Genomic DNA, 15,249 nt, shown 5'->3' on the forward strand with positions numbered 1-15,249 from the left:
CTTTTCCGCTCTGCGCGGAGGCAAACAATTTCAGGAAGGGTGAGACGATTGATTTTGAATGAGGTCAAGACGCAAACGGTCACCTACCAAGACTCATGCCATTTGCGCAATGTGATGAAAACAGCGGCAGCCCCGCGCCGGCTGCTGCGGGCGATCGAAGGGATCGATTTTCGTGAAATGAAAGATGCCGACCGCTGCTGCGGTTCAGCCGAGATTTACATCTCATCGAGCCGGAGATGTCGATGCAAATTTTGGACTATAAGATGGAAATGGCGAAACAAACGAATGCAACGACGATTGTCACCGCCAACCCCGGCCGCCTGTTGCAAATGAAGCTTGGCATCGAGCGCGCTGGACGGTCAGAAAGTGTCCATGCCGTTCATCTTGTAGACTTAATGCTTGAAGCAACTGAAGGAGTGCAGGCAGGGCGAAGAGAAGAACGGATCCGGCAACTGTCATAGTGGCAGCGTGGCGGCTGATGGACAAGTGCTACCCGTTTGGCAAACACTTCACCTCCCTGCGGTGCGGGGGAGGGAAGCGTCGCCTTGGGGTGTTGTGGGGCGATTGTGCTTTTCGCTTATTCAATTGATCCAAGAAGTTGGAAACAAAAGCTATAAAGCCTCATCGAGCCGCTTCGGCATCGCCCGCAGCGCCCTCCCGGTGCCGATGGCGACCGCTTCAGCTGGGTTCGGGGCGACATGCACCGGCACATGCAGTTCCGTGCTCAGCCATTGCTCGATGCCATGCAGCAAGGCACCGCCTCCAGTGAGCACAATGCCGCGGTCGATAATGTCACCACTCAGTTCAGCCGGACACTCTTCAAGAACAGCGCGAATGGCTTCGGCGATTTGCCAAAGCGATTCTTTGATGGCGGTTTGCACTTCAGTTGGGTTCAAGGAAACAGCTTTGAGGAAGCCGGTGACAAAATCGCGGCCATGGATCGTTACTGACTGTTCCACGACAGTTCCCGGAGCGCTGCCGATTTCGATTTTGACGTGCTCAGCTGTCTGTTCGCCAATTAACATATTGTAGCGCTGGCGGACGTATTGCCTAATATCTTCGTCAAGCCGGTTGCCGCCGATGCGAAGCGATCGGCAGGCCACGACGCCGCCAAACGAGATGATCGCCGCTTCCGTTTTGCCGGCTCCCATATGGACGACAACATTCGCGACCGGCTCGCCGACCGGCAAGTCCGCGCCGATGGCGGCTGCGACAGGTTCCTCAATAAAATGAATATGCTTCGCTCCACAGTGTTTGGTGATTTCGTAAAAAGAGCGGCGCTCGACAGAGGTGGCGTGGAACGGGACGCTCATGACGACATCTGGTTTTTTGAAAGCGAGGCCGAGCTGTTTGCCGGACTGTTTGAAGACTTGCTGCAACAGCGCCTTGGCGCGGTCAAAATCAGCGATCACACCGTTTCGAAGCGGGTACGTCACTTCAACATGGGGCGGAGTTTTGCCGATCATTTGTTTTGCCTTTTGGCCGATCTCCATCAGCTTGTCCGCCTGGCGGTTATAGGCGACCGCCGCCGGCTCGTCAAAAAGGAGCCCTTTCGTCTGGCTAAACAGCCTGACATTCATCGTCCCTAAATCGACGCCCAGCTGTGAGGAAGCGAACAACGGAAACACCTGCCTTTGTCAAAAATCGATGAACGGACAACCAATCATCATCTATAACATTCGACAAGGGTGGTGGTTTTATGTCCGCATTGTCGAAACGAGAGAGAGCGGCTGTTGTTTGCCGATGACCATAAAAAATTTTTGTTTTCATGTATAAAAAACGAAAAGGGAGGAAATGAATAATAACGTAACGTTTTCCAAGTATTCCCCCGATCCCCTATGAAATATAGCATTGGGCTCTCCGGTTGCGGAGGGCCGCTTTTTTTGCATAATAAAAACCCCCTGTCTATTAAGCGGACTTAATATGACAGAGAGCTTTCTTGATGAGCCATTACAGACGCTTGGCCCCGACATATTTCGTTTTCCAGTAGCTGCTGTTTAAGTTGTCGATCTTCACGCCGCGGGACACCGCATGGATGACTTGGTTGTTGCCAATGTAAATCGCAACATGGGAGACGCCTTTTGTGCTCTTGGAAGTGTCAAAAAACACTAAATCCCCCGGCTGTAATTCGGACTTATGTACGTATGTACCTCTTTTGTACATTTCTCGCGAGGTGCGAGGCAAGGTGACGCCAACTTTTTTATGAGCATAGTAGACAAATCCTGAGCAGTCAAATCCTTTTGGCGTCGTGCCGCCATATCGGTAAGGAGTGCCGACCAGCTTTTTCGCTTCGATGATGAGTCGCGCTTTGTTGGCGGCTGCATCTGAATTGGAAGTGCTTACAAAGAAAGAGGAAAATAGAATGATCATGGATACGAACAGGAGAGAACACCATTTTTTCATTTCCCCTAACCCCCGACAAAATCTTTTCCGATTCGACGTCTCACAACTTAGAGTATAGCAGAGGTAACTAGACTTGTTTTTTACAGTTCGATTAAATAATGTTACAGCTCCGTTACAAATGTAGCACTTCGTCCTAAAGGCTTATACCAATAGATAGATAGTTTCGTTTCGGTCGCCCTAGCTTTATGGCCGTAAGCGTAAAAGCCGTGTCCCATACCCGAGTCCTATGACCGACAGATGAATGTCGTAAGCTGTCGAACAAATAGGAACGGTGGAGGAAGGCAGCGCGAAGAACGGTCGGCTTATAATGAAAACAAAGCGTCGAAGAATCGATGATGGTGGTGGATGATGTCGAATCAACTTGAATATATCTTGTATATTTTTGGCTTTTTTTTGACGGTCGGCGGTGTCTATGTATACGGCCATTGGATGGCAAAACGGCATTGGGGAGGCATCCCATGGCTGGCGGCGCCGAGACTGACAGTTTTGTTTGCCACCGTTTCCCTGCTTTTTTTAGGGGCAGGGATGATCTATATCCATTATGCTGAAAAACAAGCGCATCGAGAATATGAGGAAGCCGCAAAGCAAATCGCGGGCATGATCGTCGGCGATTTGGCCGCCATGGGGCACGAGCGGCTCGACGAAAGGGCGGGACATCTGCCTGCGTATCACATGGTGATGGCGATGCTGGAGCGTTGGCAACATTATGGCCGCGTGCTGAGCGTGTATACGTTAAAAAAGAATGAGCGCGGTGAGCTATATTTCGTTGCAGCGCCAGCGACGGACTACAATCGGAACGGCCGCATCGACGGGGAAAAGGAACAAGCAGTTCCACCTGGGACGGTATACCGCCGCCATTTTCCAGAGATCGAAGAGGCGTTCCACGGCCGGTTTGCGATGGAACAGCATCCGACAACGGATGAATGGGGGAGAAGCATCAGCGCGTTTATGCCGATTCGTCAACTGGACGGGACAGTGGATGCGGTTGTTGGCATCGATTTTGATGCCAAAACGTATGAGCAACATTTGCAGCGAGGGCGGAAACAGGCGATGTGGACGATGATGGCCATGTTTTTGGCGTCAGCGGTTGCCTATTTGCTCGCTTTGCATCAACAAATGGAACGGAAGGCGTTGGCTGTCTATAAAAAAACGCTCGCATCCAACGAGCATCGGTTGCGGCGGCTGGCGGAAATGACGATGGAAGGGCTGATCGTCTATGCGCATGGGAAAGTCGTTGAGGTCAATGAAGCGGTGTGCCGTTTGCTCGGCTATTCAGAAAGCGAGCTGATTCATTTGCCGATCGGGGAGTTAGTCGTTGATGGATCCATGAAACTGAATCGTCCGCACGAGGAGCCGGAGCGCTTTGAAATCGAGCTGCGCCGAAAAGACGGCACCGCATTTCCAGCGGAAATTGTCCGGCGCCGCTACGATTATGAGGGGGAAAAAGTAACGGTGGCCGCCGTTCGAGATTTGACGGAACAAAAACAAAACGAAGAACGGATGCGTTATATCGCCAATCATGACGAACTGACTGGGCTGCCGAACAAGGAGGCGATGTATAAAGCGGTGGAGCATTGCCTTGCTGAGGCGAAACAGCATCGTCATGAAGCGGCGGTCATATTTTTAGAAGTGAGCGGGATGAAAACAATCAACGATTTTTATGGCTACGCCGTCGGGGACGAAGTGCTCCTCCATTTGGCGCAAGAATGGAAAGAAAAGCAAGGAATGACCGTTGGGCGCTGGAGCGGGAATGAGTTCATCGCATTGGTGCCAAACAGCACACATCAAAAGGCTGAAGAAATGGCGAAACAGCTCATTGAGGCGGTGGACGAACCGATTGTCGTCAATGGGATGGAATTGTATGTGACCGTGAACATCGGCATCAGCGTCTACCCAAAAGACGGGGAGGATGCCAAAACGTTGATTCGCAAGGCGGATATTGCTCGCTACGAGGTGCGAAAAAAAGCGGCGAGCGATTTTCTCTTTTTCACAGAGCCGATGGCGATTCGTCTCAATGAAAAGATGGCGATGGAACGCGATTTGCGGCGTGCGCTTGAAAATAAGGAATTTGAATTGTACTATCAGCCGCAAATTCGGCTTCACGACCGACAAGTGATCGGCATGGAGGCGTTGATTCGCTGGCGCCATCCGGAAAAGGGGATGGTTTCGCCGTCATTGTTTATCCCGGTTGCCGAACAGACCGGCATGATCATCCCGATCAATGAATGGGTCATCCGCACGGCTTGTGAGCAGACGAAACAACTGCTTGATCGTTTTCCTGACTTGTCCGTTTCCATCAACTTATCGCCATATGAATTTGAAAGCCGCCGATTTGTGGATAAACTCGCCCGCCTGCTTACCGACGCCGGGCTGCCGCCGCACCATTTAGATCTGGAAATTACGGAGCGGATGACCATGGATACTGAGCGTGCGCTCGATAGTTTATCGAAGCTGAAGGCGCTTGGTGTAACCATCAGCATGGACGATTTCGGCACCGGCTACAGCTCGCTCAGCTACTTGACCGATTTGCCGATCGATCGTCTGAAAATCGACCGTTCGTTCGTTCAGCATATTCAAGGAAAAAAAGATGTCATCTTGCCGGCGATCATCCGACTCGGGCATAATATAGGTGTAAAGGTGCTGGCTGAAGGGGTCGAAACGGAGACCGAAGCGGCTTATTTGCAAGGAAAACGGTGCGATGAGGCGCAAGGCTATTATTTTTCCCCGCCGCTTCCGTATGACGAGCTCGTCCGGTTCTTAAACGAGCAGCGCGTGAGGCGGCAGGCGCAGGAGCTGACGTAATATGGACGGATTTTGGCGCATCGCCGAGGAGAAAATTCGCGAGGCGATGAAAAACGGCGAGTTCGACAGCTTGCCCGGCTTCGGCAAACCGCTTGAGATTGAAGACCTTTCCCGCATTCCAGAGGAGCTGCGGCTCGGGTATTTGCTGCTGAAAAACGCCGGCTATGTAAGGGAAGAAGCGGAGTTGCGCAAAGAGCTTTTGACGCTCGAGGACTTGCTTCGCTGCTGCGAGGATGATGAGGAACAACGGGAGCTGGAGAAAAAGCGGACGGAAAAACAGCTTCGTTTGGCCGAATTGATGAAAAAGCGGGGGCAGACGAATTCGAAGGCGCTGCGCGACTACGGGCGGCGCATTGAGGAAAAATTCCGCTGAATGCCAAGAAGGGGAGATTCGCTGAAAAGCCAATCTTCCCATTTTTTATGCAAAAATGGCCAAAAAATGGGGAAAATAGGGGAGGAGTAAATGGTTAGAAAGGAGGCGGTGCGAAGAAGAGCAAAAGCGATGATGGATCCCAGCTGTCTAGTCGTGGGTGGGCCGTGGGCGAAAGGAAAAGAAGAGGAGTGAACATGGTGGGAAAAGTGTGGATTGCCTTTTTTGCCTCACTCGTGCTGGCGATACCGTCATGGGTGGCTGCTGGTCATCATGAAGCCGTTGATGTTCATTGGCCGGTCGGCCATATGTGGGAGCACGACGGGCTGGATGAGCAAAAGTGGATGGAGATGGTTCAAACCTATACGCCTGAACAGGTAGATGAATGGAAAAAAGTGCTCGACGAGCGGAAAGCGTTGCGTCAGCAGTTGAACGATGAGAAAGTGAAACAGGCCATCAAAGAAAAGTGCCAAAAGATGAAAAAAGAGCGTGAAGCGGCGCTTGATCGACTCATCGACCAGCTTGCTGACAAAAAAATCACGAAAGAACAGTTCAAGCAAGAGCTGAAACAGTTACATAAAAGGAAACGTTGGATGACGAAAGAAGAAAAACAGCGGCTCCATATGCTTCATGAACAAACAAGACAGGCGATGGAGAATAACGATAAGGAAGAGATGGCCAAACTGTTGCCGCAATGGCTCGATCATATGAAAAAGGAGAACGAGCGGTTGGCAAAATGGCTCCAGGAAGTCAAAGAAGGATGATAGGATGATATAATGAAAAAAAGCCGTGTGACGCACGGCTTCTTTTTCTCTCAACATCGCCCCCGTCGCGCCGAGCGGAAGGCCATGTGTTTGATCCACGATTCCTTCGCCGCTTGGACGAACAGGAAAGGGACGGCGGTGTTCAAATGTTCCTATCGCAAAAAGTTGGTCGGGGGAATTCGTGTATTTTAGCACAAAGTGATTTCGTAGCGGGGAGGAAGAGGCAATGGGATACCCGGTCATTCTTCATTTGCGTGGCCGCCGGGTGGTCGTTGTCGGCGGCGGGAAGGTGGCGGCAAGGAAAATTCATGGATTGTTAGAGGCAGGGGCGGAGATCGTGATGATTGCGCCTGAAGCGGAGCCGGAGCTTCAAGCGTTGGCCGCGGGGGGGATGATCGTTTGGAAGAAAAAACGGTTTGACCCAGACGATTTGGCGGGAGCCTTTTTGGTGATTGCCGCGACGAATGATCGCAAGGTGAATGAAGCGGTGGCGCAAGCAGCACCCGGTCAACTCGTAAATGTCGTAGATGATCCAGAGCGGTGTGATTTTCACGTTCCCGCTGTTGTCCGCCGCGGTGCGCTCACAATTGCCGTGTCGACCGGGGGCGCGAGCCCGGCGCTCGCCCGCCGCATTCGCCGTGAGCTTGAGGAGAAGTATGGCGAAGAGTACGGGCCGTATCTTGAGTTTTTGCAGCGGGCCCGCGGCATCGTATTGCGCGAAGTGGAGGACGCCGAGGGACGGAAGCGGCTGTTTCAGGCGCTCGCTGCCGACTCGTTCCGGCAAAGTGGGCGCTGGGAGGAGGAGTTTACCCGTTTGTTGGCGAAAGAAAAAGAGCGAAACAAGGAAGGAGAAAGAGGGCGATGAGCATCCCGATATACATTGTTGATGCGTTTACGGACCGGCCGTTTGCTGGCAACCCGGCGGCCGTCTGCTTGTTGCCGCAGCTGGTTGGGGATGAGTGGATGCAGCGTGTTGCCGCAGAAATGAATTTGTGTAAGACCGCCTTTTTAGTTCCACACGAGGGGGGATGTTAACCGTTTAGCGATACAAATGAAGTTGATAAGCAGCTCAGCGGGGTTCGACTAATGCGGGAACAAGGTGTCCAGGTCGGGATGGACACCTTGCCCAAGGCATGTTAGGTTGATCAATCATCCCACCGATACGTCCAAAACCGTTCCGTTTTGAGCCAAGCAAGCGCATCGCCGCGTTTGGATGCCGCCTGCATCAGTCCTTCGGTTTGCGAACGGTGAGCGCGAATCGCGGCCAGCTTCGTATCGATCACCGAGCTGACATCGCGCACGACATCCGGCTGGCCAATGTCTTGTTCGCAGTTTTTCGCAAACGCGACGCAATGGACGGTTGGCCGTTCTTCTTTCGGCCAGCGCTTTAAGGCGCGGATGACAGCGGCTCCACACGCATCATGGTCGGGGTGGACGCTGTAGCCGGGGTAAAACGTCATGACAAGCGATGGATTCGTTTCCGCCACGATGGCGGCGATCCGGTCAGCCAGCTCTTCTTCATCTTCAAACTCGACCGTCTTGTCGCGATAGCCGAGCAGGCGCAAATCATGAATGCCAAGAATGCGGCATGCTTCCTCGAGTTCTTTCCTGCGGATATGTGGAAGCGTTTCGCGGTTGGCAAACGGAGGCATGCCCATATTGCGCCCCATTTCTCCGAGCGTCAAGCAAGCGTACGTCACCGGCGTGCCGTTTTGCGCATGCTCGGCAATCGTTCCCGACACGCCGAACGCTTCATCGTCCGGGTGGGGAAAAACAACGAGCACATGTCGTTCGTTCAACGGAACTCCCTCCTTACACAAACGGTTCGTTGCTTAGTTCGAGAGCCACGGCCAATTTCCCTTGATCATCATGGCCTGCTAGCAGCAACTGTCCTTTTTCTGTCCATTCCCAATGGGTCAGCCCTTCTGCGTACACCCAGCCTAGATCAAGCTTCAGTCCGACGCGATATGGCCCGGGGCCGGTGATCTTGCCGCGGGTGAAGCGGATGCAGGCGTTGCGGATGTAGGCGCCGACGGAATAAAATCCTTCGTTATGATGGGAGGCGTATGCTCCGTTCGTCGTTTCCAAATGAATATACACGTCACGATTAGCAAAACGATTCAGCGCCTCTTGCACGGCGGCCGTGTCGATCGGTTGCAAGCGGCTCCCTCCTTGCTGTTTGTTTTTCTATTATTGTACATGACCAAGGCATGTGAGCGGAAATATTTCGACTTCTATTGTATAATAAAAAAAGAGACACATCTTGGACTCATCCGCACCTACAAAGCGTTGAATGCTGATTCAACGAAAGAAAGGTGATGATCGATGGGGTTTCAAGGCAATGGTGTCACGATGCTTAATTTTGACGGCGTGTACCGGTTGCAAAAGCGGCTGTTTCAGTTTCCGCACGAATGGGTCGATCTCGCCGACGTGCCGGAGACGAATTTGTATTGCAGCGAAGGGGCGCTCGTTGAAATTGAGCGGCGGCTTGAGCGGCGGCGGAAGCGCGGGGCGGTGCTGATCGGCAGCGGCAACTACCATTATGTCACGTATTTATTGCTTAAAGAAATCAACGAACCGTTTACGCTTGTGCTTTTTGACCGCCATACGGATGCGGAAGGAGGGGATGATGTCATTTCGTGCGGCTCATGGGTCTCCTATGCACTTAAGCATCCGTGGCTGCAAAAAGTCGTTAGTGTTGGTCCATCTGTTTCTCCGCACCATCTTCGTTTATCTCCAAACATTACGGTTCTTCCATTTGACGATCATGATGAATGGCCAAAAGCGCTCATCGAGGCCATCCCGACCGGAAGCATCTATATCAGCATTGATAAGGACGCTCTTCGCCGCGAAGACGCGGTCACAAACTGGGATCAAGGAGTGATTCCGCTATCCCGGCTGCTCGCCTGCCTGCGGTTGCTCTTATTCCATAAAAAAGTGCTCGGCGTGGACATATGCGGGGAATACCCGCCCTCCGCTGTCGACATGTTCGACCCGCTTTGTCGCGAAGCGCGGGGAAAAAATGAGCAGGCGAACATGGCCATCTTGGAGACATATTTCCACTATGCGGCGCCGCATTTGCGGCCGGCGTAATCGCGCGGCGAGAAGCGCGGAAAGGCGGAACCTCTTTTGATTTGGCGATCAGAAAAGCAAGGAAGACGCTGTCCCTTCGGATGTTGGCAAGCGGGCCGGCGCTTCTGCTGGCTCGATGGCCGAAAAAGACGGGAAGGGCGCTGCTTGAGGGGGATGAGCCTAGTGGTCAAAAGCCGCTCCCGTACATAATGCGAAATTGTTTTTCATCAGAGCGGACATCGCGCGGCTCGATATGCATGCGGGCGACTTTGGCAAACATCGTTCCGGCTTCAATGGTGTCCAAAAAGAGTTGAAGGGCGCTTTCATTCCCCTGAACTTCCATTTCCACTGTTCCGTCATCATTGTTTTTCACCCAACCGGTCAGCTGCTGTTTTAGCGCTTCGTGTTGGACGAAGTATCGAAACCCGACGCCCTGTACGCGCCCTTCCACGATGACATGAACTCTTTTCACGCCGATGAGTCCTCCTTCATCACGGTTGTTCTGCTTCCATCATATAATAGATGAGGCGGAAAGTACATGAAAAAAGGAGCTTGATCGTTCAAGCTCCTTTTTTTACGGATGATAGCGATAATACTTGTTGGTGAATGAGCTGCACAAGCCGCGGATGACAGCCTAGGTAAGAGCATAAATGCCACTGCTTGTCAGAAACAGAGAATCTCTGCAACTTCCGTTCGATTGTTTTCATTAAGACGCCGGTAAACAATAAGTACGGGACGACAAACACACGCCGATACGCCGATGCATGGGCCCGTTCGAGCCCTTCATCAAGCGTCGGGCGGATGGCAGCGAGAAAACAGACGTCCACGTGCGGCACGTTCGTTTTTTCTTTTAAAAGCGCAGCGATGGCGGACATGTCGCGCTTCGTGTCTGGATCGCTGCTGCCGCGGCCGACAAGAAGGATCATCGATTCGCCGTCAAGCGGTGCGGACTGTTCGCTGATGCGGTCGATTATGATGTCGATCATCGCTTCATGGACGCCGAACGGAGCGCCGCAGAGGATGTCGACGGAAGGGTGGCGCCGTCTCGCGATGTCCAATGCTGATGGAATATCGTGTTTGGCATGGCCTGCAGAAAGAAGGAGAAGCGGAACGACGATGACGCGTGCCGCCCCTTGGGCGACGCAGCGGTCAACACCGGTCGCAATGTCTGGTTCCGCGAGTTCGACAAAACATAGCTCTTGAATCGGAATATCGATGGCCCCTCGGCACTGTTCGACGAAACGAGCTGCTTCATGGCGCGCGGCGTCGATGCGGCTGCCGTGGCTGACGTATAAAACAGCTTCCATCGCCATCGCCTCACAATGTTGCGCCGGCGGCCGCGGATGACGCAAGCAACGGCTCAAACCATTGAATGTTGGCGCGCAGCCGGACGACGTCTCCGATAATGATCATGCTCGGATTTTGGATGTTTTCTTTGGCGGCGATTGCGGCGATCGTCGCGAGCGTGCCGGTGACGGTGCGCTGAGCAGTTGTCGTTCCCCATTCGATGACTGCTGTCGGCGTCTCCGGCGCTTTGCCGTATTTCATCAGCTGGCTGCAAATGTACGGCAAGTGATGAACCCCCATGTAAATGGCAATTGTATCGATGCCTTTGGCGAGGCTTTCCCATTTGATCTCGTCACGACTTCCGTGGCGCCGATGCCCGGTGACAAAGGCGACGCTTGAGCTGAACGCGCGATGGGTGACAGGGATGCCGGCGTAAGCCGCCGCCGCGATGGCGGAGGTGATGCCGGGAACGATCTCAAATTCGATCCCATGTTTGGCCAGCGCCTCGGCCTCTTCGCCGCCGCGCCCGAACACGAACGGATCGCCGCCCTTTAAGCGAACGACTGTTTTTCCTTTTTTGGCGTGCCAGACGAGCGCATAGTTGATCGTCTCTTGCTGCATCGCATGGTAGCCGGGCAGCTTGCCGCAAAAGATGAGCTCGGCGTCCGGTTTGGCATACGAAAGCAACTCTTCATTGATGAGGCGGTCGTACAAAATGACATCCGCCTGCTGGATGCATTTTAATCCTTTGACGGTAATGAGTTCCGGGTCGCCGGGGCCGGCGCCGACAAGATATACTTTGCCCATCGTTGTTTCAGCCCCTTCGTGCATGATTCAGCCAGCCGCCGGAAAGCGGCATGGATGCTCGGTTGCTTTTATTGTAAATGGTCTGCCTTGGGATGAAAACGGCCTTGTCAAATGACCTCCCGCTCTTTTTTGGCAGAGGACGGGGGAATCAGTCTGTTTTCGCGGCCGGGATCATTCCTCGCTCGCGCAGGTAGGCGAGCACTTGCTCGGTACATTCGTCAACCGAATAACGGTGTGTTTCGATCGTCAGCTCCGGTGCTTCCGGCGCTTCGTACGGCGAGTCGATGCCCGTAAATTCACGGATTTCCCCGCGGCGAGCTTTTTGATACAGCCCTTTCGGATCGCGCTTTTCACATTCTTCAAGCGGGCAGTTGACGTAAATTTCGATAAATTCGTCTTCTTCGACTAAGCGGCGGACGAGCGCCCGGTCTTCGGCAAACGGCGAGATGAACGCCGTCAGCACAAAATGGCCGCTGTCGACAAACAGCTTTGCCACTTCACCGATGCGGCGGATGTTTTCCGTCCGGTCGGCGGCGGAAAAGCCGAGATCTTTATTGAGCCCGTGCCGGATGTTGTCGCCGTCTAAGACATAATTCTGAATGCCGAGCTCAAACAGTCGTCTGGAGACGGCGTTGGCCACCGTCGATTTGCCGGAGCCGGACAGCCCGGTGAACCAAAGGATGGCGCTATGATGGCCGTTGCGCTTGCGACGATCTTCTTTTGTGACCGATGTGTGATGCCAAACGATGTTCGTGCTCATCGCGATCCTCCTTTAGCGCGCTGACGGGGCGACCGTTTCGCGTTGTTGCAGCCCTTTGATCAAGACGGCGGCCACTTCCGGACGGCTGAACGTGCTCGGCGGCACTTGGCCGTTGCGCAGCATTTCACGAACTTTCGTGCCGGAAAGGACGACATGGTATTTCGCGTCATGCGGACACGTTTTTGTCGATGCCATCCCCTCGCATTTCGTGCAGTAAAAGCTATGTTCGAAAAAGAGCGGCGTAATGCCAAGCTCCTCAGCCGTAAAGTTCAAGAAGATTTTTTGTGCATCATACGTACCGTAATAATTGCCGACACCAGCGTGGTCGCGGCCGACGATGAAATGCGTGCAGCCGAAGTTTTTGCGCACCATCGCGTGAAAAATGGCTTCACGCGGACCGGCATAGCGCATCGCAGCTTGGAAGACGCCGAGGAAAACGCGGTCTTTCGGGTAATAGTTTTCCAGCAGCACTTGATAGCTTTCCATCCGGATGTCAGCCGGAATATCGTCCGCTTTCGTTTCGCCGACGAGTGGGTTTAAAAACAAGCCATCAACGATCTCGAGCGCGCATTTTTGAATGTATTCATGGGCGCGGTGAACCGGATTGCGCGTTTGGAAGCCGACAACGGTGTTCCAGCCAAACTCAACAAACTTTTTCCGCGTTTCCACTGGATCAAAATAAAACGCGGCGAATTGGCCTTTGTCGGTCCGTTTGACAAGCGTAATCTCCCCGCCGACATACACATCCGGCTTTTCAAACAGTTTGCGCACGCCTGGGTGAGCAAGTTCATCCGTTTTATAAACGAGCTTCGCTTCTTTCGTTTTGTCTGGGCGGTAAATGTCAGCAATCTCAATGACGCCGTAGACGTCGCCATGATAAACGAGTTTTGCCTTATCGCCGACGGCGAGCTCTTTCGCTTTTTCTTCTGTTACCGCGAGCGTGATCGGAATGCTCCAGACGGTGCCGTCAGAAAGACGCATTGTTTCCACAACCGCGTCGTAATCCGTTTTCGTTAAAAAACCAGTGAGGGGGCTGTAGGCGCCCGTTCCGATCAGCTCCAAGTCGCTCAGTTCAGCTTTGGAGAGCTCGATCGTTTTGGTCGCCTCATCAAGCGGATAGTCTGGATTCCAACGATTGATCAATGTGCCGCCATGCGGGATGCTTAAACTCATGTTCATAACCTCCTAGATTGATAGATGCTGTTATATAGATGCATCCTTGATGGAAAAGTCGCTTATCCATTTTTCGACTGTCGAGAAGAAAAAGGATGCAATCAAAGCAATGGCAAGGAGCATATCGTTTTTCTCTCCTTTAAGCGAGATGGAGACCGCATTCCGTCTTTCCTTGGCCGGCCCAGCGCCCGGAGCGCAAGTCGTTCGGATCTGTAGCCGGAGCGGTGCAAGGAGCGCAACCGATGCTCGGGTAGCCGCGGTCGTGGAGCACATTGTACGGGAGATGGTGTTTATACACGTAATTCCATACGTCTTTCCACGTCCAGTGAATGAGCGGACAAACTTTAATAGAACGGAATTTGTCGTCTTTGTTAATGTACTCGACATGCCGCCGCGTTGGCGATTGTTCGCGGCGCAAGCCGGAAATCCACGCCGTCACGCCGGTCAGCACCTCGCGCAGCGGAATGACTTTGCGCAGCTCACAGCATTTGTTCGGGTCACGTTTCCATAACTTGTCGCCAAACTGCGCCTTCTGTTCTTCCAATGTCAAACGCGGCTGCTTCATCACGATGCGAAGCGACGGATATTTTTCTTTCACTTTTGCGATCGTATCGTACGTCTCTGGAAAATGCAGGCCGGTATCCAAAAAGACGATTTCGGCGTCCGGTTTGACTTGGAAGATGAGATCAATAAGCACAATCCCCTCGATGCCGAAGCTGCACGCGTATACGATCTCATCGCCGTATTCGCGATACGCCCAGGCGAGGACGTCAAGGGCCCCTTTTGTTTCATTATCGAACGGAAAAGACGGTTTTTCCGCCGTTTCCCACTTATCATAGGTGAGCATCGATTTCTCCTCCTCACAAATTCAAAGAAAATTCATGTAATTAGTCGGATATATAGCGGCCAAACGGCAACGGCAAAAATCTTTCCTTGCATGAATCAGAAAGAGCGGGAGAAAGGGCGCCCTTTATTTTGCTAAAGATCTAGTGTAGCTGGAATTGGCATTTTGCTATAGGCGCAGGTTGCCGGAGTTCATTAAGCCAATTTCTCCCTTACTCCCGAGCTACGTATGCAACGCATGGTCATTTAATTGATTAAAATTTTAGCACAATTGACGATAATGTCAATCATAGTTTTTCGATAGGAATTGTTTTTATACGGAACAGCTGCATGGCTTGCCTAGCAGCAGATGGGAGCGTTATTTTTTGCGCAGGCTTCCGAGCTCTTCGACAATCGCCTGCATTTCGCTTGGGCTGAACGTCTCGCGTTTCATCACCATCTCGTAAATGTCTCTCAATTCATCGTACCATTCCTCGGAAAAATGGGACGGCTTAATGGCATCCAAGTTCAGCACTTTCAACTTTTGCTTCAACTGTTCGATCATGTAGGCGACGTTTTCCGCCGACCGTTTTGATAAATCCATTCGTTTACCCCTTTCATGGCAAGTTACTATGTATTGTACCATAGGTGCAGAAAGAATGGGGAGAGATTGCATGGCTTGCTTTTCTGATGAAAAACGGATGATGTGGTAAAATGTAGGTGGACATGTATAGTGCCAGTCTAAAAGGTGAAACACCGTGTTTTTTTCAAAATGGTTGTCGTGAACGCGCGTAAGCGTTGTGGCCCATTCGCACAAGCTCTCCCGTTGGAGTTGTTTTTTGTTACAGAAATCGAGCGTGAAAACCCACTCCTTTAGAGGTGGGATGAAGCGCGTTGTAGTTCATTCATCGAACTGATATAGTCATGAGTACAGCGGGAAATGCATCAAGCGAAACCATCAAACGTTATGTGGAATCTCAAAAGAAAGG

Annotated in this window: 16 protein-coding genes and 2 pseudogenes; 7 read left to right on the top strand and 11 right to left on the bottom strand. The window is 52.4% G+C overall.

What is annotated here, in order from left to right; translation table 11 throughout:
* Positions 1-63: 63 nt before the first annotated feature.
* Positions 64-461 (top strand): annotated as a pseudogene (locus tag BJQ97_RS02470) ((Fe-S)-binding protein); the annotation flags it as partial.
* A 150-nt stretch (positions 462-611) separates the two neighbouring features.
* On the opposite strand, the gene mreBH reads toward BJQ97_RS02470, so the two are convergent.
* Both mreBH and BJQ97_RS02480 read right to left on the bottom strand, forming a co-directional pair.
* On the bottom strand, positions 612-1,619 hold the full coding sequence (gene mreBH / locus BJQ97_RS02475; protein ID WP_160155380.1) for a rod-share determining protein MreBH: 1,008 nt from the start codon (positions 1,617-1,619) through the stop codon (positions 612-614).
* 331 nt (positions 1,620-1,950) lie between these two features.
* The gene (locus BJQ97_RS02480) at positions 1,951-2,403 is read right to left on the bottom strand and encodes a C40 family peptidase (RefSeq protein ID WP_160155381.1); all 453 of its coding nucleotides are present in this window, start codon (positions 2,401-2,403) and stop codon (positions 1,951-1,953) included.
* 345 nt (positions 2,404-2,748) lie between these two features.
* On the opposite strand from BJQ97_RS02480, the gene BJQ97_RS02485 reads away from it, so the two are divergent.
* The 5 genes and pseudogenes from BJQ97_RS02485 to BJQ97_RS02505 form a co-directional block, all read left to right on the top strand.
* On the top strand, positions 2,749-5,205 hold the full coding sequence (locus tag BJQ97_RS02485; protein ID WP_160155382.1) for a putative bifunctional diguanylate cyclase/phosphodiesterase: 2,457 nt from the start codon (positions 2,749-2,751) through the stop codon (positions 5,203-5,205).
* A 1-nt stretch (position 5,206) separates the two neighbouring features.
* Entirely contained in the window at positions 5,207-5,578 is a 372-nt protein-coding gene (locus BJQ97_RS02490; protein WP_044732352.1) for a DnaJ family domain-containing protein, read from the top strand.
* A 197-nt stretch (positions 5,579-5,775) separates the two neighbouring features.
* The gene (locus BJQ97_RS02495; RefSeq protein ID WP_160157517.1) at positions 5,776-6,339 is read left to right on the top strand and encodes a hypothetical protein; all 564 of its coding nucleotides are present in this window, start codon (positions 5,776-5,778) and stop codon (positions 6,337-6,339) included.
* Between the two features lie 226 nt (positions 6,340-6,565).
* Positions 6,566-7,204: a precorrin-2 dehydrogenase/sirohydrochlorin ferrochelatase family protein gene (locus BJQ97_RS02500; protein WP_160155383.1), complete on the top strand. Its 639-nt coding sequence runs from the start codon at positions 6,566-6,568 to the stop codon at positions 7,202-7,204.
* Positions 7,201-7,368, top strand: a pseudogene (locus BJQ97_RS02505) (PhzF family phenazine biosynthesis protein); the annotation flags it as partial. The gene BJQ97_RS02500 and the pseudogene BJQ97_RS02505, both read left to right, overlap by 4 nt.
* Before the next feature lie 116 nt (positions 7,369-7,484).
* Here the strand turns inward: BJQ97_RS02505 and bshB2 are convergent.
* A complete protein-coding gene (gene bshB2 / locus BJQ97_RS02510) occupies positions 7,485-8,138 on the bottom strand; it encodes a bacillithiol biosynthesis deacetylase BshB2 (RefSeq protein ID WP_160155384.1) in 654 nt (217 codons plus the stop codon).
* Between the two features lie 13 nt (positions 8,139-8,151).
* Entirely contained in the window at positions 8,152-8,499 is a 348-nt protein-coding gene (locus BJQ97_RS02515; protein WP_011229912.1) for a YojF family protein, read from the bottom strand.
* Positions 8,500-8,664: 165 nt separating this feature from the next.
* On the opposite strand from BJQ97_RS02515, the gene BJQ97_RS02520 reads away from it, so the two are divergent.
* Positions 8,665-9,432, top strand: a complete 768-nt coding sequence (locus BJQ97_RS02520) for an arginase family protein (protein WP_160155385.1) — start codon at positions 8,665-8,667, stop codon at positions 9,430-9,432.
* A 166-nt stretch (positions 9,433-9,598) separates the two neighbouring features.
* Here BJQ97_RS02520 and BJQ97_RS02525 read toward each other — a convergent pair whose 3' ends face one another.
* The 7 genes from BJQ97_RS02525 to BJQ97_RS02555 all read right to left on the bottom strand — a co-directional run bounded on the left by BJQ97_RS02525 (position 9,599) and on the right by BJQ97_RS02555 (position 14,864).
* Positions 9,599-9,883 (bottom strand): acylphosphatase, encoded by a 285-nt coding sequence (locus tag BJQ97_RS02525; protein ID WP_160155386.1) that lies wholly within the window; start codon positions 9,881-9,883, stop codon positions 9,599-9,601.
* Positions 9,884-9,971: 88 nt separating this feature from the next.
* Positions 9,972-10,718, bottom strand: coding sequence for a sirohydrochlorin chelatase (locus tag BJQ97_RS02530; protein ID WP_160155387.1), 747 nt, complete (start codon positions 10,716-10,718; stop codon positions 9,972-9,974).
* Between the two features lie 10 nt (positions 10,719-10,728).
* Positions 10,729-11,505, bottom strand: coding sequence for a uroporphyrinogen-III C-methyltransferase (cobA, locus tag BJQ97_RS02535; RefSeq protein WP_160155388.1), 777 nt, complete (start codon positions 11,503-11,505; stop codon positions 10,729-10,731).
* A gap of 148 nt (positions 11,506-11,653) precedes the next feature.
* Positions 11,654-12,265 carry an adenylyl-sulfate kinase gene (gene cysC, locus BJQ97_RS02540; protein ID WP_160155389.1) on the bottom strand — a complete coding sequence of 204 codons (612 nt, stop codon included), beginning with the start codon at positions 12,263-12,265 and terminating at the stop codon, positions 11,654-11,656.
* A gap of 12 nt (positions 12,266-12,277) precedes the next feature.
* Positions 12,278-13,438, bottom strand: coding sequence for a sulfate adenylyltransferase (gene sat, locus BJQ97_RS02545; protein WP_160155390.1), 1,161 nt, complete (start codon positions 13,436-13,438; stop codon positions 12,278-12,280).
* 139 nt (positions 13,439-13,577) lie between these two features.
* Entirely contained in the window at positions 13,578-14,285 is a 708-nt protein-coding gene (locus BJQ97_RS02550) for a phosphoadenylyl-sulfate reductase (protein ID WP_160155391.1), read from the bottom strand.
* 354 nt (positions 14,286-14,639) lie between these two features.
* A complete protein-coding gene (locus BJQ97_RS02555; protein ID WP_011229922.1) occupies positions 14,640-14,864 on the bottom strand; it encodes a DUF1128 domain-containing protein in 225 nt (74 codons plus the stop codon).
* Positions 14,865-15,249 lie beyond the last annotated feature (385 nt).

The sequence above is a fragment of the Geobacillus sp. TFV-3 genome, assembly GCF_009901865.1.
Classification (GTDB): Bacteria; Bacillota; Bacilli; order Bacillales; family Anoxybacillaceae; genus Geobacillus; species Geobacillus thermoleovorans_A.

Excerpts from the sequence above, each read along its gene's own strand:
- BJQ97_RS02480 (WP_160155381.1), bottom strand. The coding sequence starts at position 2,403 with ATGAAAAAATGGTGTTCTCTCCTGTTCGTATCCATGATCATTCTATTT.
- BJQ97_RS02485 (WP_160155382.1), top strand. The coding sequence starts at position 2,749 with ATGATGTCGAATCAACTTGAATATATCTTGTATATTTTTGGCTTTTTT.
- BJQ97_RS02490 (WP_044732352.1), top strand. The coding sequence starts at position 5,207 with ATGGACGGATTTTGGCGCATCGCCGAGGAGAAAATTCGCGAGGCGATG.
- BJQ97_RS02500 (WP_160155383.1), top strand. The coding sequence starts at position 6,566 with ATGGGATACCCGGTCATTCTTCATTTGCGTGGCCGCCGGGTGGTCGTT.
- BJQ97_RS02520 (WP_160155385.1), top strand. The coding sequence starts at position 8,665 with ATGGGGTTTCAAGGCAATGGTGTCACGATGCTTAATTTTGACGGCGTG.
- BJQ97_RS02530 (WP_160155387.1), bottom strand. The coding sequence starts at position 10,718 with ATGGAAGCTGTTTTATACGTCAGCCACGGCAGCCGCATCGACGCCGCG.
- cobA (WP_160155388.1), bottom strand. The coding sequence starts at position 11,505 with ATGGGCAAAGTATATCTTGTCGGCGCCGGCCCCGGCGACCCGGAACTC.
- cysC (WP_160155389.1), bottom strand. The coding sequence starts at position 12,265 with ATGAGCACGAACATCGTTTGGCATCACACATCGGTCACAAAAGAAGAT.
- sat (WP_160155390.1), bottom strand. The coding sequence starts at position 13,438 with ATGAGTTTAAGCATCCCGCATGGCGGCACATTGATCAATCGTTGGAAT.
- BJQ97_RS02550 (WP_160155391.1), bottom strand. The coding sequence starts at position 14,285 with ATGCTCACCTATGATAAGTGGGAAACGGCGGAAAAACCGTCTTTTCCG.
- BJQ97_RS02555 (WP_011229922.1), bottom strand. The coding sequence starts at position 14,864 with ATGGATTTATCAAAACGGTCGGCGGAAAACGTCGCCTACATGATCGAA.